Annotated in this window: 14 protein-coding genes and 1 other RNA gene; 12 read left to right on the forward strand and 3 right to left on the reverse strand. The window is 66.2% G+C overall.

The genetic code is table 11. The features are described 5' to 3' along the window. Window positions 1-222 precede the first annotated feature (222 nt). The 12 genes from HV765_RS26110 (at window position 223) to HV765_RS26165 (ending at window position 16,000) form a co-directional block, all read left to right on the forward strand. The gene (locus HV765_RS26110; protein ID WP_054422469.1) at window positions 223-1,434 is read left to right on the forward strand and encodes an MFS transporter; all 1,212 of its coding nucleotides are present in this window, start codon (window positions 223-225) and stop codon (window positions 1,432-1,434) included. A gap of 106 nt (window positions 1,435-1,540) precedes the next feature. After that, window positions 1,541-1,696 carry a hypothetical protein gene (locus tag HV765_RS26115; protein ID WP_175171464.1) on the forward strand — a complete coding sequence of 52 codons (156 nt, stop codon included), beginning with the start codon at window positions 1,541-1,543 and terminating at the stop codon, window positions 1,694-1,696. A 141-nt stretch (window positions 1,697-1,837) separates the two neighbouring features. Beyond that, window positions 1,838-4,501, forward strand: a complete 2,664-nt coding sequence (locus HV765_RS26120; RefSeq protein ID WP_175171465.1) for a PD-(D/E)XK nuclease family protein — start codon at window positions 1,838-1,840, stop codon at window positions 4,499-4,501. Window positions 4,502-4,504: 3 nt separating this feature from the next. Beyond that, window positions 4,505-7,957 (forward strand): UvrD-helicase domain-containing protein, encoded by a 3,453-nt coding sequence (locus tag HV765_RS26125; RefSeq protein ID WP_175171466.1) that lies wholly within the window; start codon window positions 4,505-4,507, stop codon window positions 7,955-7,957. Window positions 7,958-8,327: 370 nt separating this feature from the next. Further along, an RNA gene (gene ffs, locus HV765_RS26130) (signal recognition particle sRNA small type) lies at window positions 8,328-8,425 on the forward strand. Between the two features lie 151 nt (window positions 8,426-8,576). Beyond that, window positions 8,577-11,015, forward strand: a complete 2,439-nt coding sequence (gene dnaX, locus HV765_RS26135) for a DNA polymerase III subunit gamma/tau (RefSeq protein ID WP_175171467.1) — start codon at window positions 8,577-8,579, stop codon at window positions 11,013-11,015. Between the two features lie 43 nt (window positions 11,016-11,058). After that, window positions 11,059-11,385, forward strand: a complete 327-nt coding sequence (locus tag HV765_RS26140) for a YbaB/EbfC family nucleoid-associated protein (protein ID WP_006221090.1) — start codon at window positions 11,059-11,061, stop codon at window positions 11,383-11,385. Window positions 11,386-11,406: 21 nt separating this feature from the next. Beyond that, window positions 11,407-12,015, forward strand: coding sequence for a recombination mediator RecR (recR, locus tag HV765_RS26145; RefSeq protein ID WP_054427963.1), 609 nt, complete (start codon window positions 11,407-11,409; stop codon window positions 12,013-12,015). Between the two features lie 73 nt (window positions 12,016-12,088). Beyond that, entirely contained in the window at window positions 12,089-13,348 is a 1,260-nt protein-coding gene (locus tag HV765_RS26150) for a CaiB/BaiF CoA transferase family protein (RefSeq protein WP_175171468.1), read from the forward strand. Between the two features lie 11 nt (window positions 13,349-13,359). Next, the gene (locus tag HV765_RS26155) at window positions 13,360-14,400 is read left to right on the forward strand and encodes an ABC transporter substrate-binding protein (protein WP_054427961.1); all 1,041 of its coding nucleotides are present in this window, start codon (window positions 13,360-13,362) and stop codon (window positions 14,398-14,400) included. Further along, window positions 14,393-15,202 (forward strand): ABC transporter ATP-binding protein, encoded by an 810-nt coding sequence (locus HV765_RS26160; RefSeq protein WP_175171469.1) that lies wholly within the window; start codon window positions 14,393-14,395, stop codon window positions 15,200-15,202. Before HV765_RS26155 ends, HV765_RS26160 begins: the two co-directional genes overlap by 8 nt. Before the next feature lie 3 nt (window positions 15,203-15,205). After that, window positions 15,206-16,000 carry an ABC transporter permease gene (locus tag HV765_RS26165; RefSeq protein WP_006222859.1) on the forward strand — a complete coding sequence of 265 codons (795 nt, stop codon included), beginning with the start codon at window positions 15,206-15,208 and terminating at the stop codon, window positions 15,998-16,000. Between the two features lie 48 nt (window positions 16,001-16,048). Here the strand turns inward: HV765_RS26165 and HV765_RS26170 are convergent, their stop codons facing one another. The 3 genes from HV765_RS26170 to HV765_RS26180 are packed head-to-tail and all read right to left on the reverse strand — an operon-like array spanning window position 16,049 to window position 17,667. Next, window positions 16,049-16,624, reverse strand: a complete 576-nt coding sequence (locus HV765_RS26170) for a biliverdin-producing heme oxygenase (RefSeq protein ID WP_175171470.1) — start codon at window positions 16,622-16,624, stop codon at window positions 16,049-16,051. A gap of 9 nt (window positions 16,625-16,633) precedes the next feature. Continuing rightward, the gene (locus HV765_RS26175) at window positions 16,634-17,305 is read right to left on the reverse strand and encodes a hypothetical protein (RefSeq protein WP_175171471.1); all 672 of its coding nucleotides are present in this window, start codon (window positions 17,303-17,305) and stop codon (window positions 16,634-16,636) included. Further along, the gene (locus HV765_RS26180; RefSeq protein ID WP_054427957.1) at window positions 17,302-17,667 is read right to left on the reverse strand and encodes a response regulator; all 366 of its coding nucleotides are present in this window, start codon (window positions 17,665-17,667) and stop codon (window positions 17,302-17,304) included. The genes HV765_RS26175 and HV765_RS26180 overlap by 4 nt, the downstream gene beginning before the upstream one ends. Window positions 17,668-17,681: the final 14 nt, after the last annotated feature.

The following is a 17,681-nucleotide window of genomic DNA, read 5'->3' on the forward strand; positions in this document are numbered from 1 at the left end:
TGATGCCCGGCGGGCCTCTGCCCAATATAGAGACGCATCGCTTCGCCGGACACACGACCTTAGTCGTAGGGGTACGCCCTAGGGATCAGGGGCGCACGCCGTCGGAAATGTGGGATGCGCCAGCATGGCTATTGCCGGTTCGCCCAAGGCGATTTGTATAAGATGTCGAAAGCTGTCCCGAGGAGGGGACACAGACCCACACAACAACGAGACACGGGTTTCATGTCTAGCCAAACCGATTCGATTTCCACGCGCACCCTCATCCTGGGCACTCTGGTGGTGCTGCTTGCCATGGGCGTGCGCGCCACTTTTGGTCTTTTCATGCAGCCGATGGGCCTGGCGCATGGCTGGGGCCGCGACGTCTTTTCCATGGCGTTCGCCTTGCAGAACCTGGTCTGGGGCGTGGCCTGTATCTTCATGGGCATTCTGGCCGACCGCTACGGCTCGGGCCGCACGATCGCGCTGGGTGCGGTGCTGTACATGCTGGGCATGATCGGCACGCGCTTCGCCACCGACGAAACCACGCTGTACCTGACTGCGGGCGTGCTGGTCGGGCTGGGGCAGGCGGGCACCACGTTCCCGGTGATCTTGCCGGTGGTGGCGCGCGCGGTGCCGCCGGCCTACCGCAGCACCGCGATGGGCATCGCCAGCGCGGGCGGATCGTTGGGCCAGTTCGCCGTGGTGCCAACCGGCCAGGCGCTGATCACCGGCATGGATTGGCCGGGCGCGTTGTGGGTGCTGTCACTGTTCGTGGCCTGCGCCGCGCCGCTGGCCTATTTCCTGCGGGGCCGTCCGCATGCGCAGTCGGGGCCGCAACAGTCGCTGGCCTCGGCCGTGCGGCAAGCGGTGCGTCACCCGTCGTTCCACTTTCTGTTCTGGAGCTACTTCGTCTGCGGCTTCCACACCGCCTTCATCACCTTGCACTTGCCGGCCTACGTCACCGATGGCGGCCTGACGCCGGGGCAGGGCGCAACCGCCGTGGCGCTGATCGGGCTGTTCAACGTGGTGGGGTCGTTCTACGCGGGCAAGCTGGGCGGCAAGCACAGCAAGAAGCGGCTGTTGGCGCTGGTCTACTTCATGCGCGCCTTCGGCATTCTGCTATTGCTGGCGATGCCATTGTCGGCCTGGGTGCTGTACGCGTTTGCGGCGTGGATGGGGCTGTTCTGGCTGGGCACGGTGCCGCTGACGCAAGGGCTGATCGGGCAGATCTACGGCCTGCGCTACGCGGCCACGCTGTCGGGCATCGTGTTCCTGGGCCATCAACTGGGCAGCTTCACCGGCGTCTGGCTGGGCGGCTATGCCTACGCCAAGACGGGCAATTACGACATGGTCTGGTGGCTGGGCGTGGCGCTTGCCGTCATCGCTGCGCTGCTGTGCCTGCCGGTGCGCGAACAGCCGGTGACGCCGGTTGAACCCCGGCCGGCGTCGGCTTGACGTTGCTTTGACGTGCCCCGCCGTTGTCCTGACTTTGCCCCGACCTTGTCTTGATGTGAACCCGACTACGAATGCGCCAAAAATGTCACACGGAGAGCGATCAATAATGTCAGCGCCCCCTTCCACCGTTCGACGCCACCGCGGCTGGCGCGCCGTGGGCATGCTGGCGCTGGCCGCCGTGCTGGGCTTGGCGTTCTGGGGTTACACCACGCCCCAGATGCAGATCCATTGGGAAAACCTGGCGGCGCTCTGCGGCTTCTAGCCGGTTTTTCAGCGTTTTATCCCGCCTCGGCTCGCGGTATCCTACGACGGAGTTTTCTCCGTCGTTTTTCGTTTTCCCCGCCGCCACCCCGCGCGCGATTTTTTTCCCCGCCCGCCACCCGCGCGCGATTTTTGGATGCCCATGCAGGACGCATCGTTTTCCTATCCCTCTTTGTCGTTGCCCGCCATCGGCGCCATGCCCGCCGCAGACACGCTGGTGCTGACGGTAAACAACCGCCTGTCGCGCCGGCTCACGCTGGAACTGGCGGGGCTGCTGCGCCAGGAACGCCAGGTCAGCGAACTGCCGCGCATTCTGCCGCTGTCGGCGTGGCTGGCGGAGTCCGCCAACGAACTGGCGTTTGAAACCGACGACGACGTTCCCGCCTACCGGCTGGACAGTTTCGCCACGCAATTGGTGTGGACGCAAGCCATCCGCGCCGAAGAAGCCGAACGCGTGCTGCTGGACGCCAGCCAGGCGGCGCGGCTGTCCATGGACGCCGACCTGTTGATGGACGAATGGAATTTGCACGTGCCGTCTGGCGCGGACACGGACGAATACCGCGGCTTTGCCCGCTGGCGCGAGCGCTATCGCGAAACGCTGGCCAGCATTGATGCCGAAGATGCGAACCAGGGCTATGCGCGCGTGTTGCGCGCGCTGGAAGATGGCCGGCTGGCCACGCCCGCGCAACTCGTGCTGGCTGGTTTCACGGATGTGTCGCCGCGTTTTCAGCGCCTGCTGCACGCCTTTGAAGCGCAAGGCACTGCGGTTGCGCAATGGCGCGATGCCCAGCGGGTGGAAACCGTGGCGCGGCGGTTCGAGGCCGCAGACCAGGGCGCGGAATGGCGCGCCGCGGCGGCGTGGGCGGCCAGCCAATTGAAGGCGTATCCGCATGGCCGCTACGCCATCGTGTCGCCGCAACTGGAAGCTGAATCACCCTTCGCGCGGCGCGTGTTGAGTCAGGCGTTGGCAGGCCGCGATGGCGCGCCGGCGTATGCCTTTAACGTGGCCGTGGGCCGCCCGCTGAATGAATGGCCGATGGCGCGCGCCGCGCTGGCGTGGCTGCGGGCGTTGGCTGAATGCGCTGATGGCAAAGGCTGCGGCGTGGACGTGTTGGGTGCGGCGCTACTGGCTGGCCATTGCGCTAGCGACGTGCGCGACCGCGCGCGGTTGGCGGCTATCGACGCGCGCTGGCGCCGTCAAGCCGTGCAGCATGTTGGCCCACAAGCATGGAAGAAGTTGCTGGCCGACACGCCAGCGTTGGCGCAGGCCTGGAACCAGGCCATGGAAATCTGGACGCAAGGCGGCCGCCAAGCCACCTGCGACGTCTGGATGTTGCGCATGAAGGCCGCGCTGATGGCGCTGGGTTTCCCCGGCGAGGGCGTGCTGGACAGCGTGGGCTACCAGGTCATGGGCGCATTGGGCGATGCGCTGGGCAGCTTTTCGGCATTGGCGCCTGCGGCCGGCCGGCTGGGCGGCGTGGCCGCAGTGAACCTGCTGCAAAGCGTGGCGCGGTCGGCCTCGTTCCAGCCGCAACGCGACCCCTTGGCGCGGCTGGACGTGCTGGGTCTGCTGGAAGCCGAAGGCGGTTCTTGGGATGGCGTGTGGATGCTGGGCCTGACGGACGACGTTTTGCCCGCGTCCCCCAAGCCGAACCCGCTGTTGCCGCTGGCGGTGCTGCGTCTGGCCAAGGCCCCGCGCGCAACGCCCGAACGCGAACGCGAATGGGCCGAAGGCATGTATGCCGCGCTGTGCCGTTGCGCGCCCGACATCATCGTCAGCCATGCCCATATGGATGGCGAGCGCGAACTGCGCCCGTCTCCATTGATAGCGGCTGCTGCGCTAACAGACTTCACGCCGGCCGCAGCCGAGCTTGCTGCCGCCTTGCCGCAGGAATCTTTGGAAGACAACCAAGGCCCGCCGCTTGCGCCGGGCAATCGTGGGGGCGGCGGCCTGGACGTGCTGGACACGCAGGCGCGCAATCCCTTGTGGGCATTCGTGCGGCACCGCTTGGGCGGACGCGAGCTTGCGCCGTATGCGGACAGCGCCACGGTGAACGTGCGCGGCCAGTTCCTGCATAAAGCGTTGGAGCTGGTGTGGGGCATGATGCCCGATCAGGAAACGCTGCACGAGGTCATGGCCACGGGCCGCTTGCCCGCTTTGCTGGAGCAGGCCGTGGCGCAAGCCGCGGACGAAGAACTCAAAGACTACGCGCCCGCGTTGAAGGCGCTGGAATGCCAGCGGGCGCGTGCCGTGCTGGCGTCCTGGCTCGACATGGAGGCGCAGCGCCTGCCCTTCGCCGTTGCCCAGGTCGAAAAGAATCATCAGTGGCAGCGCGGCGCGCTGAACCTGAAGCTGCGGCTTGACCGTATCGATAGCTTGGCCGACGGGCGCAACGTCATCGTTGACTACAAAACCGGCGTGGCAGCCGCCAAGCCCGAACCTGATTGGTCGCGCAGCCGTCCGGTGAACGTGCAGTTGCCGTTCTATGCGTCGGTGCTGGCGGACGCCGCGGGCGGCGAGGTGGCCGGCCTGGTGCTGGCGCAGATTCACGCGCGGCAAGTCGCTGCGCAAGGTCTGGCCGACGAAGACTTGGGCGTGCCGGGCGTCACCCTCGCCAGTGACAGCAAGTATTTCGATGGCCTGTCCTGGCCAGAAATCCGGCAACGCTGGCGCGTGGCCATCGAGGCCCTGGCCGATGAGTACGTGGCGGGGGTGGCGGCCAATGTGGCCTACCGCCGCGACGATTTGAAATACTGCGATGCATTGCCGTTCTTGCGTTTGCATCTTGACGACGAGGACGCCTAAGCCATGGCCGACATTGAACGCCTGCCACAGGACCATGCCGCACGCACCGACGCGCTGGACCCGACCCGCTCGTTTCTCGTGCAAGCGCCGGCCGGCTCCGGCAAGACCGAGCTGCTGACCGACCGCATTCTGGCGCTGCTGGCTACCGTGAACCGGCCCGAAGAAATCGTCGCCATCACGTTCACCCGTAAGGCCGCGTCCGAAATGCATGCGCGCGTGCTGAGCAAACTGCGCCGCGGGCTGGACGCGCCGCCCGAAGCCATGCACGAACGCCGCAGCTGGGAGCTTGCGCGCGCTGCATTGGCGCGCAACGAGGCGCAGGGCTGGCACCTGCTGGACCACCCGGCGCGTTTGGCGATTCGCACCATCGATTCGTTCTGCGCGGGGCTGGTGCGCAGCATGCCTTGGCTGTCTGAACTGGGCGGCATGCCCGAGATTACCGACGATGCGCGCGCGCACTATGAAGCCGCCGCGCGCGCCACGCTGGACCTGGCCGACGATTACGAAGCCGTGCGCATCCTGCTCCAGCATCTGGATGTAGACGTGCAGGCAGCCAAGGACGCCATCGCCGACATGCTCGGCCAGCGCGACCAATGGCTGCCGCTGTTGCGCCACGGTTCTGATCGCGCGGGCATGGAAGCCATGCTGGCTGAAGCCATCGGCGAAGACCTGGACGCGCTTTGCGACGCCATGCCGTATGGCTGGGCCGAAGCGCTGTGCGGCCCCGCTCGTCTTGCCGCAGCGCAATTGCAGGACGGCGAAGACGACAACAAGCTGCTGGCGCTGCTGGACTGGACGGACGAACTGCCGCCTGACGCCGACGTGCTGGACCAGTGGCGCGCCGTGGCGCATCTGCTGCTGACCGGCACGGGCACCTTGCGCAAGACGGTCAACAAGAACCTGGGCTTTCCGGCCAAGTGCGCGCACAAGGAACCCTTTGTGGCGTGGCTGGAAGCCGCCGACGCGCAAGCGCCTTGGGTGCGCCGCCTGAACGCCGTGCGCGATATCCCCGACCCGCATTTCACCGATGCGCAATGGGAAGTGCTGGGCGCGCAGCTGATGACCTTGGCGCTGGCCGTGGCCCAGTTGCGTCTGCGCTTCGCTGATACCGGCGAGGTCGACTTCATTGAAATCGCGCAGCGCGCGGCCGCCGCATTGGGCAGCGCCGATGACCCGGGCGAACTGCTGCTGAAGCTGGACGCATCCATCCGCCATCTGCTGATCGACGAATTCCAGGACACCAGCCAGACGCAGCTGGACTTGCTGCGTACGCTGACGTCGGGCTGGCAGGCGGGCGACGGTCGCAGCCTGTTCCTGGTGGGCGACCCGATGCAATCCATCTACCGCTTCCGCAAGGCCGAGGTGGGGCTGTTCCTGGAAGTGGCCGACATCGGCGTGGGCGAGTTGACGCCTGACTTCCTGAACCTGACCGACAACTTCCGCTCGCAGGCGGGCATCGTGGACTGGGTGAACCAATCGTTCGCGGGCCTGCTGCCCAAGCGCAGCGACGCTGCTGCGGGAGCGATCACGTACAGCCCGTCCACCGCCTTTCACGATGCGCTGCCGGACCCGGCTGTGCGCTTTCACCCCGCGTGGTCACGCGCGGGCGCGGCCCCAGCTGAAGAGCAGGCCGAAGATATCGCCGTGGGGCTGGTGCGCCAGGCGCTGATCGATCACAAGGGCGCAAAGCATCCGGTTGCGGTGCTGGTGCGCGCGCGCAGCCACCTGGGCAACCTGACGCGCCGGCTGGCGCAAGAAGGCATCCGCTGCCGTGCCGTGGACTTGGTGCCCTTGGCGCTGCGTCCGGTGGTGGCGGACCTGGTGCAACTGGTGCGGGCACTGTCGCATCCGGCCGACCGTATGGCTTGGCTGTCGGTGTTGCGCGCGCCGTATTGCGGGCTGACGCTGACGTCCTTGCAGCGCCTGTTCGGCGATGATCACATCACGCCCGTGCCGGTGCTGCTCGAACGCGCGTTGCGCATCGTGCCGTCAACGGCGCCGGTCGCCGCCAGCACCGCGCCGCAAGGTTCCTTGTTTGATGATGCCGCGCCGGCCGCCGCCGAGTCGCCTTCTGCGCAAGCCCTCTTGAGCGCCGACGAGTTCGAACGCCTGCGCCATGTCGCGGCCATTTTGCTGGACAAGCGCAACGCCTCGGGCGCGATGCCTTTCGCAGCGTGGGTGGAGTCGCTATGGCGGCGCTTGGGCGGCCCCGCGTTGTATGCCGGCCTGTCGGTGGCGAACGATGCCGAAAGCCTGTTCCAACTGGTTGAGCGTCTGGCGCCGCACGGCGGCATCGACCCCGCCGCGCTAGACGCGGGCATCTCGCGCCTGTTCGCGTCTCCGGATGCCGCGGACGAAGACGAAGGCGCAGTCGAAATCATGACCATGCACAAGTCCAAGGGCTTGCAATTTGAAACGGTCATCTTGTATGGCCTGCATCGCGCGCCCCGGGGTGACCAGGCGCCGCTGGTGCGTTTCGAGCAAAGCGGCGGCCGTGTGCTGTTCGGCCCGGTCAAGCCGCGTGCGGAAACCGAAGCGGATCCGGTGTCGCGCTATCTGGGCGCCCGCGAAGCGCGCCGGGCGTCGTACGAAATTGACCGTCTGCTATACGTGGCGGCCACCCGCGCGCGCAAACGCCTGCATCTGGTGGGCCACGTGTCGGTTGACGAGGCCAGCGGTCAGGTCAAGACGCCGCCATCGGCCAGCCTGCTGGGACGCTTGTGGCCGTGCCTGATCACGCCCGTGCCGCCCGCGCTGGAAGGCGAGGCCGAACCCGACGCCATTGACGGCCCCGAATGGCAAGGCGAACCCTTGCGGCGCGTGGCCAGCGACGGCCTCGCACAACTGGCGCGCCTGTCGACCATCACCGTCAGCCCCGGTTTCGGCGCCGCCGAACGCGGCGCGTGGGGCGACGGCGGCGAGCATCCCGCCTGGCAACTCGAAGCCGGCTACGACGCCGCCATCGGCACGCTGGCGCACGCCTGGCTGGCCCGCATCGGCCAAGACGGCGTCCACACCTGGCCCGCCGACGCCCTGGCCGAACGCCTGCCCGCCATGCGCCGCCAACTGACCCGCGCCGGCATCCCCGCCAGCCAAGCCGACGCCGCCGCCGAAGCCGTACTCGAAACCCTGCAAGCCACCTTGGCAGATGATCGCGGCTTGTGGCTGCTATCCCAATCCGGCGCCCGCCGCGAATGGCCGCTCATCGACGCCGCCGGCAAGGTATCGGTCATCGACTTGGCGCTGAGTACCGAAGACGGCTGGCTGATCGTCGACTACAAAACCGGCCGCCCGCACCCAGGCGAAACCCCGGCTGCGTTCGCGGCAAGAATGCGCCAGCGTCATGGAGACCAGTTGCTGCGGTACTGCACGCAAGTGACATCGCTAGACGGCCGCAAAGCCAAAGCCGCCCTCTATTTCCCCCGAGCCAAGGCATGGATTGACCTTCAGCCATAGCGCAAAGGCGGGCCGTGTCGATCGAAGGGTAAGGCGTCGATATCAAGCACTGACGCAAGACGGATTAAGCGCGATGAACGCCCGCATGGGCGTGAAGATTTCACCGCCCCTCCCACCCCACGAAGCACAAAGCGGCGAGAGAGCAAGCCAAAGCGAAGCACAAAGCGGCGAGAAAGCAAGGCAAAGCGAAGGACACTGTGGCTAGAAAGCAAGGCAAAGCGAAGCGAGCCAAAAATGGCAAGCGAAGCAAAGCCATCACCCCCTCCCCCTCGGGGGGAGGGCCGGGGAGGGGGCAACATACCGCCCCTTGGGGCCCGCCTGCCGGAAGGCTGGCAAGCAAGCATCGCGCAGCTCTGCTAGAATTCCGGCTGGCGGGCCCCTTCGCATGGTTCGACGGTGAACCTGGTCAGGTCGGGAACGAAGCAGCCATAGTCGTTTAGGGTCAGTGCCGGAGTAAGGCTCGCCAACCGGATTCTTCAAAGCAAAGGGTCATGAATTCAGTTCATGGCCCTTCGCTTTCAAGGGGGACGGGGTTATTTTCCAGGGATTCGTTCCGCGGGAATAAGCCCGTCCCCTTTGCATTTCAGCCAGCACGCGAAACAGGCTCTACAATCCAGCCATGACTTATCTGGTACTGGCCCGCAAGTGGCGGCCGAGATCGTTCGATACCCTTGTGGGACAGGATCACGTGGTGCGCGCGCTGACTCACGCGCTCGACACCCAACGCCTGCACCATGCCTGGTTGTTCACCGGCACCCGGGGCGTGGGCAAGACCACGCTTTCCCGCATCCTGGCCAAGTCGCTCAACTGTGAAATCGGCATCACGTCCAAGCCTTGCGGCGTCTGCCGCGCTTGTACGGAAATCGACGCCGGGCGCTTTGTCGACTACCTGGAACTGGATGCGGCCTCGAACCGCGGCGTCGAAGAAATGACGCAGCTGCTCGAACAGGCGGTGTACGCGCCGGGCGCGGGGCGCTTCAAGGTCTACATGATCGACGAAGTGCACATGCTGACCGGCCACGCTTTCAACGCCATGTTGAAGACGCTGGAAGAGCCGCCCCCTCACGTCAAATTCATCCTGGCCACCACCGATCCGCAAAAGATTCCGGTGACGGTGTTGTCGCGTTGCCTGCAATTCAATTTGAAGCAGATGCCGGCCGACTCCATCGTTGGCCACCTGCAAGCGGTGCTGGGCCAGGAAGCCGTCCCTTTTGAAGTGCCGGCCCTGCGCTTGATTGGCCAGGCGGCTCAAGGGTCCATGCGCGATGCGCTCTCCCTGACCGATCAGGCCATCGCCTATAGCGCTGGCAACATGACCGAGGACGCCGTGCGCGGCATGCTCGGCACGATTGATCAGCGCCATCTGGTGCGCCTGCTGGATGCCTTGTCCGCGGGCGACGCGAAAAGCGTGCTGGCCGTGGCCGACGAATTGTCCACGCGCGGGTTGTCCTACGCGGGGGCGCTGGCCGATCTGGCCGTGCTGTTGTCGCGCGTGGCGATCGAACAGCGTGTCACGGGCGTCACGCCGGCTGAAGACCCGCTGGCGGCCGACATTGCGCGCCTGGCGCTGAGCCTGCATCCCGACGCCGTGCAACTGTTCTATTCCGTGGCGGTGCATAGCCGCAGCGAATTGACGTTGGCGCCTGACGAGTACGCCGGCTTCATCATGGCCTGCCTGCGCATGTTGTCGCTCAATGGCGACGCCGGCCCGCAGACCGCGCTGGAAGCGCCCGCCACGCCTGCCCGCCAGACGGCGGAACCGGCGGTGGCGGTGGCGGCTCCGGCCGTCGTGGCGACTGCTGCCGCAGCGCCGGTCGCAGCCCCTGCCGTTGCTCCTGCTGTTGCTGCCAACCTACCCGCCGCAGGCGTTCCTGCGGCAGGCGGTCCTGCGGCAGGCGTACCTGCGGCAAGCGGTCCTGCGGCAGGCGTTCCTGTGGCAGGCGTACCCGCCGCAAGCGCACCTGCGGCAGGCGCTCAAGACACCGCCGTCGCCTCGGCAGCGGCTCCGGCTGCCGAGCTCGCGTCCGAGTCGGCCGTCGGGTCGGCTGTTACCTCGGTCATTGCCCCCGTAGCAGCGCCCGCCGCGTCATCCGCTGAACCCGCTATCACCGCGACCACGGTGGCTGCCGTTCCCGCTGCGCCGGCCTCCGCCGACGTTCAGCCCGAGCCCGCCGCGACCGCAGCCCAGCCCGCCGCAACCGCAGCCCAGCCCGCCGCAACCGCAGCCCAGCCCGCCGCAACCGCCGACAGCGTGCCGCCTTGGGAAGACTTGCCCGCGGATACGCCGGCCGCCGCTGCATCAGCATCCCCCGCAGCAACGCCTGGCTCCGTTCAAGGCGCGCCCGCATCCCCCGCAACGCCCGACGTCACCACCGCCAAAGCCGCAGGCTCCGCCGCGCTGGCGGTCACGCCTGCTGTCGCGGCGGTGTTGGCGACAGCGCCGGCGGACGCCGACGGCGACGGCCCGCCTTCCTGGGTCGACGAAGAAATCCCCTTCGAAGCCGAAGGCGGTTTCGTTCCGGAAAGCGGCTTCACGTCCGACCCGGACGACGATGATTTTGAAACGCTGGCCAGCGCGCCTTCTGTCGCGCCGCCTGTGGCCGCCGTCCGCCGCGAAGGCGCAGCCCCGACGCGCAAGCGCGGCTCGCGCGCCCGTGTCACGGACATGACGCAAGCCGGCTGGCCCGAGTTGGCCGCGACCCTGCCCGTCACCGGCCTGGCCGCTGAACTCGCGCGGCAAAGCGAATGGGCTGGCGTGCAAGGTGACGCGATCATCCTGCGCGTGGCTGTGAAAACCCTGGCCGAAAGCGAAAGCCGGGTTCGCCTGCAAACCGTCTTGTGCGAACATTTCGGTCAGGGCATCCGGCTGGACGTGCGAGTTGGCGTCACCGGCGACGACACGGCGCATGCCGTGGCGAAAGCCGAACGCGCTGCGCGCCAGCAGGCCGCCGAAGATGCGGTGGCCGTTGATCCTTTTGTGCAAGCGTTGCTGGCCGATTTCGGGGGCCATGTCGTCCCCGACTCCATCCGCCACGTTGATCCCCCGGCCGCTGCCTGAGGCGGCGGCCCCTCTTATTCCCCTCGTTCAAGGAACATCCATCATGATGAAAGGACAACTGGCCGGCCTGATGCGCCAGGCGCAGCAGATGCAGGAAAACATGAAGAAGGCGCAAGACGCGCTGGCCGAAATCCTGGTCGAAGGCGCCTCGGGCGGCGGCCTGGTCAAGGTCACCATGACCTGCCGCCACGACGTCAAGCGCGTCGTGATCGACCCGTCGCTGCTGGGCGATGACAAAGACATGCTGGAAGACCTGGTCGCCGCTGCGTTCAACGACGCGCTTCGCAAGGCCGAAACCACGTCGCAAGAAAAGATGGCGGGCGTCACCGCCGGCATGCCGCTGCCCCCGGGCATGAAGCTGCCGTTCTGATCGACGCCGCCCTAGGCCGCAATGGACCCCTTACTGCCTGAACCCGAACCGCTGGTGTCGCTGATCGAGGCGCTGCGACGCCTGCCCGGCGTGGGCGTTCGATCCGCCAGGCGCATGGCGTATCACCTGCTGCAGCATGACCCGCAAGGCGCGGACATGCTGGGGCAGGCGTTGGCCGGCGCTGTGCGCGATCTGAAGCACTGCGCCCGCTGCAACAGCTTTTCGGAAGACGAAGTCTGCGGAACTTGCGCCAATACCAAGCGCGACCCCTCGCTCTTGTGCATCGTTGAAACGCCCGCCGATCAGAACATGATCGAGTCCAGCCACGGCTACCGTGGCCTGTACTACGTGCTGATGGGCCGGGTCGCGCCGCTTGAAGGCATCGGCCCGCGCGAGCTGGATTTCGATCGCGTCATCAAGCGCGCTACCGACGGCGTGGTTCAGGAAGTCATCCTGGCCACCAACTTCACGGCGGAAGGCGAAACCACGGCTCACTTCCTGGGTGAAGCGCTGGGCGAACGCGGCTTGCGCGTGACGCGTCTGGCGCGTGGCGTGCCGGCCGGCAGCGAGCTGGAATATGTGGACGCCGGCACGATCGCCTGGGCGCTGATGGAGCGTAAGACGACGTAATCAGGCAGGGCTCGCAACATCAAAAAGCCCACCGGCAACGTACCGGGGCGGCAAACTGTGAGGTAGACAAACCATGTCAGCGCTGACCGGACTCAAGGTCCTGGAACTCGGCACGCTCATCGCCGGCCCGTTCGCCGCGCGCATCTTCGGCGAATTCGGCGCCGATGTCATCAAAGTGGAAACCCCGCACGGCCCTGATGGCACGGGCGGCGGCGATCCCATCCGCAGCTGGCGCCACCTGCACGAGGGCAATTCGCTCTGGTGGACGGTACAGGCGCGCAACAAGCAATCCATCGCCCTCAACCTGAAAGACCCGCGCGCGCAGGAAATCGCCCGCAAGCTGGCGCTGGACGCCGACGTCGTGGTTGAAAACTACCGGCCCGGTGTGCTGGAAAAGTGGGGCTTGGGCTATGAGCAACTGCGCGCCATCAACCCCGCGCTGATCATGGTGCGGCTGTCGGGCTACGGCCAGACCGGCCCCATGAAAGACCAGCCGGGCTTCGGCGCCATCGGTGAATCGATGGGTGGCCTGCGTTATGTGTCGGGCCACCCAGACCGGCCGCCGCTGCGGGTCGGCATCTCCATTGGTGATTCCATTGCCGCGCTGCACGGCGTGATCGGCGCGATGATGGCGCTGCGCCACCGCGACGCCACGGGCGGCCGCTGGAATGGCAAGTCGGGCGCCGAATGCACGGCGGGCCAAGGCCAGATGGTTGACGTGGCGCTGTACGAAGCCGTCTTCAACATGATGGAAAGCCTGGTGCCCGAATACGACGTGGCCGGCGTGGTGCGCGAGCGCACCGGCGGCGCGCTGCCGGGCATCGTGCCCTCCAACACGTACACCACCCGCGATGGCCAGAACATCGTCATCGCCGGCAATGGCGACGCCATCTTCCACCGCCTGATGCGCGCCATCGGCCGCGACGACCTGGCCGAAGACCCAGAGCTGGTGCGCAACGATGGCCGCGCCCGCCGGGTCGAAGAGATCGACGGCGCCATCCAGCAATGGTGCGACGGCCGTGGCATCGAGGACGCGTTGGGCGTGCTGAAGGCGGCGGATGTGCCGGTCGGCAAGATCTACAGCGTGGCCGACATGTTCAACGATCCGCAGTTCCTGGCGCGCCGCATGATCGAACAACATCACTTCGCCGATGGCCGTCCGGTCAAGCTTCCGGGCGTGGTTCCGAAGCTGTCCGAGACCCCTGGCCAGACGCGCTGGGTGGGGCCGGCTTTAGGGGAACATACCGAGGAAGTCCTGAAATCGCTGGGGTATGATTCAGCGGCTATTGATGAGCTGGCGAAGACCGGCGCTATCGGTAAACCCGACAATTAGGAGACAACCATATGTCAGTTACTCGCCGTGACTTGCTCAAGATGGCTGGCGCTGCCGGCGTCATGGGCATGGCGCCCGCCATCGTGCGCGCACAGAAACTTGAAAAGACCAAGGTCCAGATCGCCGTGGGCGGCAAGCCCCTGATCTATTACCTTCCGCTGTCCATCGCAGAAGCGCGCGGCTACTTCAAGGACGAAGGCCTGGAGGTCAGCATTGCTGACTTCGCCGGGGGTTCGAAGGCCTTGCAGGCGGTGGTGGGCGGCAGCGCCGACGTGGTCTCGGGCGCGTTCGAACACACGCTGTCGATGCAGTCCAAGGGCCAGGCCTACCGCGCCTTTGTGTTGCAAGGCCGCGCGCCGATGATCGGCGTGGGCGTGTCCAAGAAGAACCTGCCCAACTACAAGGGCCCGGCCGACCTCAAAGGCAAGAAGATCGGCGTGACCGCGCCGGGCTCGTCCACCAACATGGTGGTGAGCTTCTTCCTGGCCAAGCACGGCCTGAAGGCGTCGGACGTGTCCATCATCGGCGTGGGCGCAGGCGCAGGCGCCGTCACGGCATTGCGCAGCGGCCAGATCGACGCCATCTCCAACACTGACCCCGTGGTGTCGATGTTGGAAATGCCGGGCGACATCCAGATCATTGTCGACACGCGCACGCTGAAAGACACGCAGGACATCTTTGGCGGCAACATGCCCGCCGGCTGCCTGTACGCGCCGCAAGCCTTCATCGACGCCAACCCGAACACCACCCAGGCGCTGACCAACGCGCTGGTGCGCGCCGACAAGTGGATTCAGAAGGCCGGCCCCGACGAGATCGCCAAGATCGTGCCGGAAACCTATCTGCTGGGCGACCCGGCCGTGTACAAGGCCGCCATCGCCAAGAGCCTGGAAGGCCTGTCGCCCGACGGCATGATCCCCGAAGACGGCGCCGCCACCGCGCTGAAGGCGCTGGCCGCCTACCAGGCGGACTTCGACGGCGCGAAGATCGATCCGTCCAAGGTCTGGACCAACGATTTCGCGCGCCGCGCCAACGAGAAGTATGCCAATGGCTGAAGCCGCACTGTCGCTGGAAAATATCAGTTGCACCTTTGTTTCGCGTGACGACCGGTCGCAGCGCTACACCGCTGTCAGCGACACGACCCTGGCCATTGCGCCAGGGGAGTTCGTGTCGGTGGTGGGCCCGACCGGTTGCGGCAAGTCCACGCTGCTCAACGTGGGCGCCGGTTTGCTGGCGCCGTCCTCGGGCCAGGTGAAGGTGTTCGGGCAACCGTTGTCCGGCATCAATTCCCGCGCGGGTTACATGTTCCAGGGCGAGGCGCTCTTGCCCTGGCGCAGCGCGCTGGACAACGTGGTGGCCGGCCTGGAATTCGCAGGCGTGGCGCGGCCGGAAGCGCTGGAGCGTGGCCGCGAGTGGATGCGTCGGGTCGGCCTGGGCGGGTTCGAGCAACGTTACCCGCACCAGATGTCGGGCGGCATGCGCAAGCGCGCCATGCTGGCGCAGACGCTGATCCGCGATCCGGACATCATCCTGATGGACGAGCCGTTCTCGGCGCTCGACATCCAGACGCGCCAGCTGATGGAAAACGAGGTCCTGGAATTGTGGATGGCCAAGCGCAAGGCCGTGCTCTTCATCACGCACGACCTGGACGAAGCCATCGCCATGAGCGACCGCGTGATCGTGCTGTCGGCCGGGCCTGGCACGCATCCGATCGGCGAATTCACGATCGACCTGCCGCGTCCGCGCGACGTGGCCGAAGTGCGCGCCCATCCGCGTTTCATCGAGCTGCACTCCGCCATCTGGGCCGTGCTGCGCGAAGAAGTGCTCAAGGGCTATGCCCAACAGAAGCGAGCCTGAGGTATGTCGAAGTCATTCAAATCCGGTTCCGCCAGCCTGCGCTTCTGGCAACTGCTGCTCTTGGTTGTCATCCTGGGCGTCTGGCATTTCGCATCGCGTGATTCCAAAGTGGCGTTCTTCTTCGGTGAGCCGCTGAAGGTCTGGGGCCGCATCTGGGCCTGGTTCGTCACCAACGCCGACATCTACACGCACTTGTGGGTGACGCTGACCGAAACCGTGCTGGCGTTCTTCATCGGCACCATCGCCGGCCTGGGCTTCGGCTTGTGGCTGGGCTTGTCGCCGCGTGCCAGCGCGATTCTCGACCCCTACATCAAAGCCGCCAACTCGATGCCGCGCGTGATTCTCGCGCCTATTTTCGGCATGTGGTTCGGGTTGGGTATCTGGTCAAAGGTGGCGCTGGCGGTCACGCTGGTGTTCTTCATCGTGTTCTTCAACGTCTACCAGGGCGTGCGCGAAGTCAGCCCGACCTTGCTGGATAACGCCCGCATGCTGGGCGCACGCAAGCGCCAATTGCTGCGCCACGTGTACCTGCCGTCGGCCACCAGCTGGGTGTTTTCCAGCTTGCACACGTCCGTGGGCCTGGCCTTCGTGGGGGCGGTGGTGGGCGAATACCTGGGTTCGGCAAGCGGGGTGGGCTACCTGATTCTGCAAGCGGAAGGCACGTTCGACGTGAACACGGTGTTCGCGGGCATCGTCGTGCTGACGGCGTTTGCGCTGGTGTTGGACTACATCGTCGGCATCGGTGAAAAGCGCCTGATGAAGTGGCAGCCCAAGTCAGGCGAAACCGAAAAGCTGTAGCGCGTCACGCCAGATCACGACACGACAACGCCACCGCGTTACGGGCTTTCAGGCCCGTAGCGCGCGCTGGCTGCGCAGCCAGATCGTCAGGCTGTCGAACGCGTCGCGCGCGCCATGCAGCGCGTGCGCTTCGCGTCCTTGGGCGCCGGCTTCGCTGTCCAGAAATTGTAGAAATACTTTCCACATCGGCCCGACCTGTTCGCCGTAACCGCGCAAATAGCGCAGCGGCAAAGCGGGGGTGACGTCCGCCAGATGCTTGGCCAGAAAGCGGCCGCCCAATTGCGAACCTTCGACCACATACGCCACGCCCAATGCGTACGCGTCGGCCGTATGCAGCTGCGGCGCGTCGGTGCATTGCGGCACGGGGCTCAAGTCACCGGCATCGGCCAGGTCGGCGCGCAGCCAATCGCTTTTGCCTGCGCGCACCGGCGCTTGCAGGCTGCCCGGCCAGTCCAGCCGCCAGAGCTGTTGCTCCAGCGGTTCCAGCCAGCCGAGCAGGGCGCGCAGGTAGTTCAGATAGTCACCGCGATCAATGTCGCCGCCGGTCAGGGCCAGGCCCTGGTCCAGCGTTTCGTGCCGTTCGCGCGTGCCTTCTCTAAGGACCTGATGGACGGGTGAAATCATGGGGTCCGCTCACTTGTCTGGGGTGGGGGCGGGCAGGTGCAGCGACCAGCACTGCGCTTGCCGCTCCAGACGCCAGCCCGACGCGGCCGCAAGCAACTCTACATCCTGCGGAGTGATCGCCGTTGCCGGCGCGGCAACGTCGTCGTCGCCAAACTCGGAGGAAAAATGGGCGTGCCAGGCGTGAGTTTGCGAGAGGTCCAACGTCAAGACGACGTCAGCGGGCATCGCTTGCAGCAGGCTGAGCAGCCAGGCCAGCAGCAGATACCGTGAGGTGAATTGCGGCAGTTCCTCATCGGCGACATCTTCGGGCCAGACCACGCTTTGCCGCGACAAGAGCAGTTGCGAGAACATCAGCTTGCGGCATTCGCGAAGCAGTGTCTCGGTGCTCGTGCGCGCGCCGTTGTCGGCCAGCCATTGGTCCAGTTCCCGCACAACGGCTACGCCGTCGTCCAGCATGCCGGTGAGGTCGCCCGCCAGACGCTGGCAGCGCTGCTGCAAGGCGTTGGCGTCAGCGCCTTCGGGCGACTGGCGTAGCATTGCCGCCGCAAGCGATGCATTGGACAGCGGGCCCACGACATCGTGGCGCAGAACCGGAAATATCTGCGCCAGCACCTTCAGGCGCACGCCATGCGCCGCCAGGGCAAGCAGCGACGGGCTGATCGGCACGGCAGGCGGCGTCATTCGGCTTGGCGCAGCACGGCAAGCAGCGCGTCCGGGTCGGCGGGTTTTTCGATCCAGCCATTGAACATGTCTTCGGCGTCGCCGCGGCGTTCATGGCGTGCAAGGCCGCTTAGCGCGTAAATGCGCGCCGGCGTCTTGCGGGCGCGCAGGCGCGTGGCCAGTTCGTAGCCGTCCATATCGGGCAGCAGGATGTCGACGAGAACGGCTTCGGGGCCGAAGCTGTCAACCAGTTCCAGCGCTGCTTCACCGGTGGCTGCGCAACGCGCCTCCAGCCCCGAAAGCGTCAGGAATTCGGCCAGCAGCTCCGAGCCCATTTCATTGTCGTCAACCAGCAGGACGCGAACCGCGCGTACTTCATCCAAAAGAAGTCTCCAAA

This window comes from Achromobacter kerstersii (assembly GCF_902859595.1).
Taxonomy (GTDB): domain Bacteria; phylum Pseudomonadota; class Gammaproteobacteria; order Burkholderiales; family Burkholderiaceae_B; genus Achromobacter; species Achromobacter kerstersii.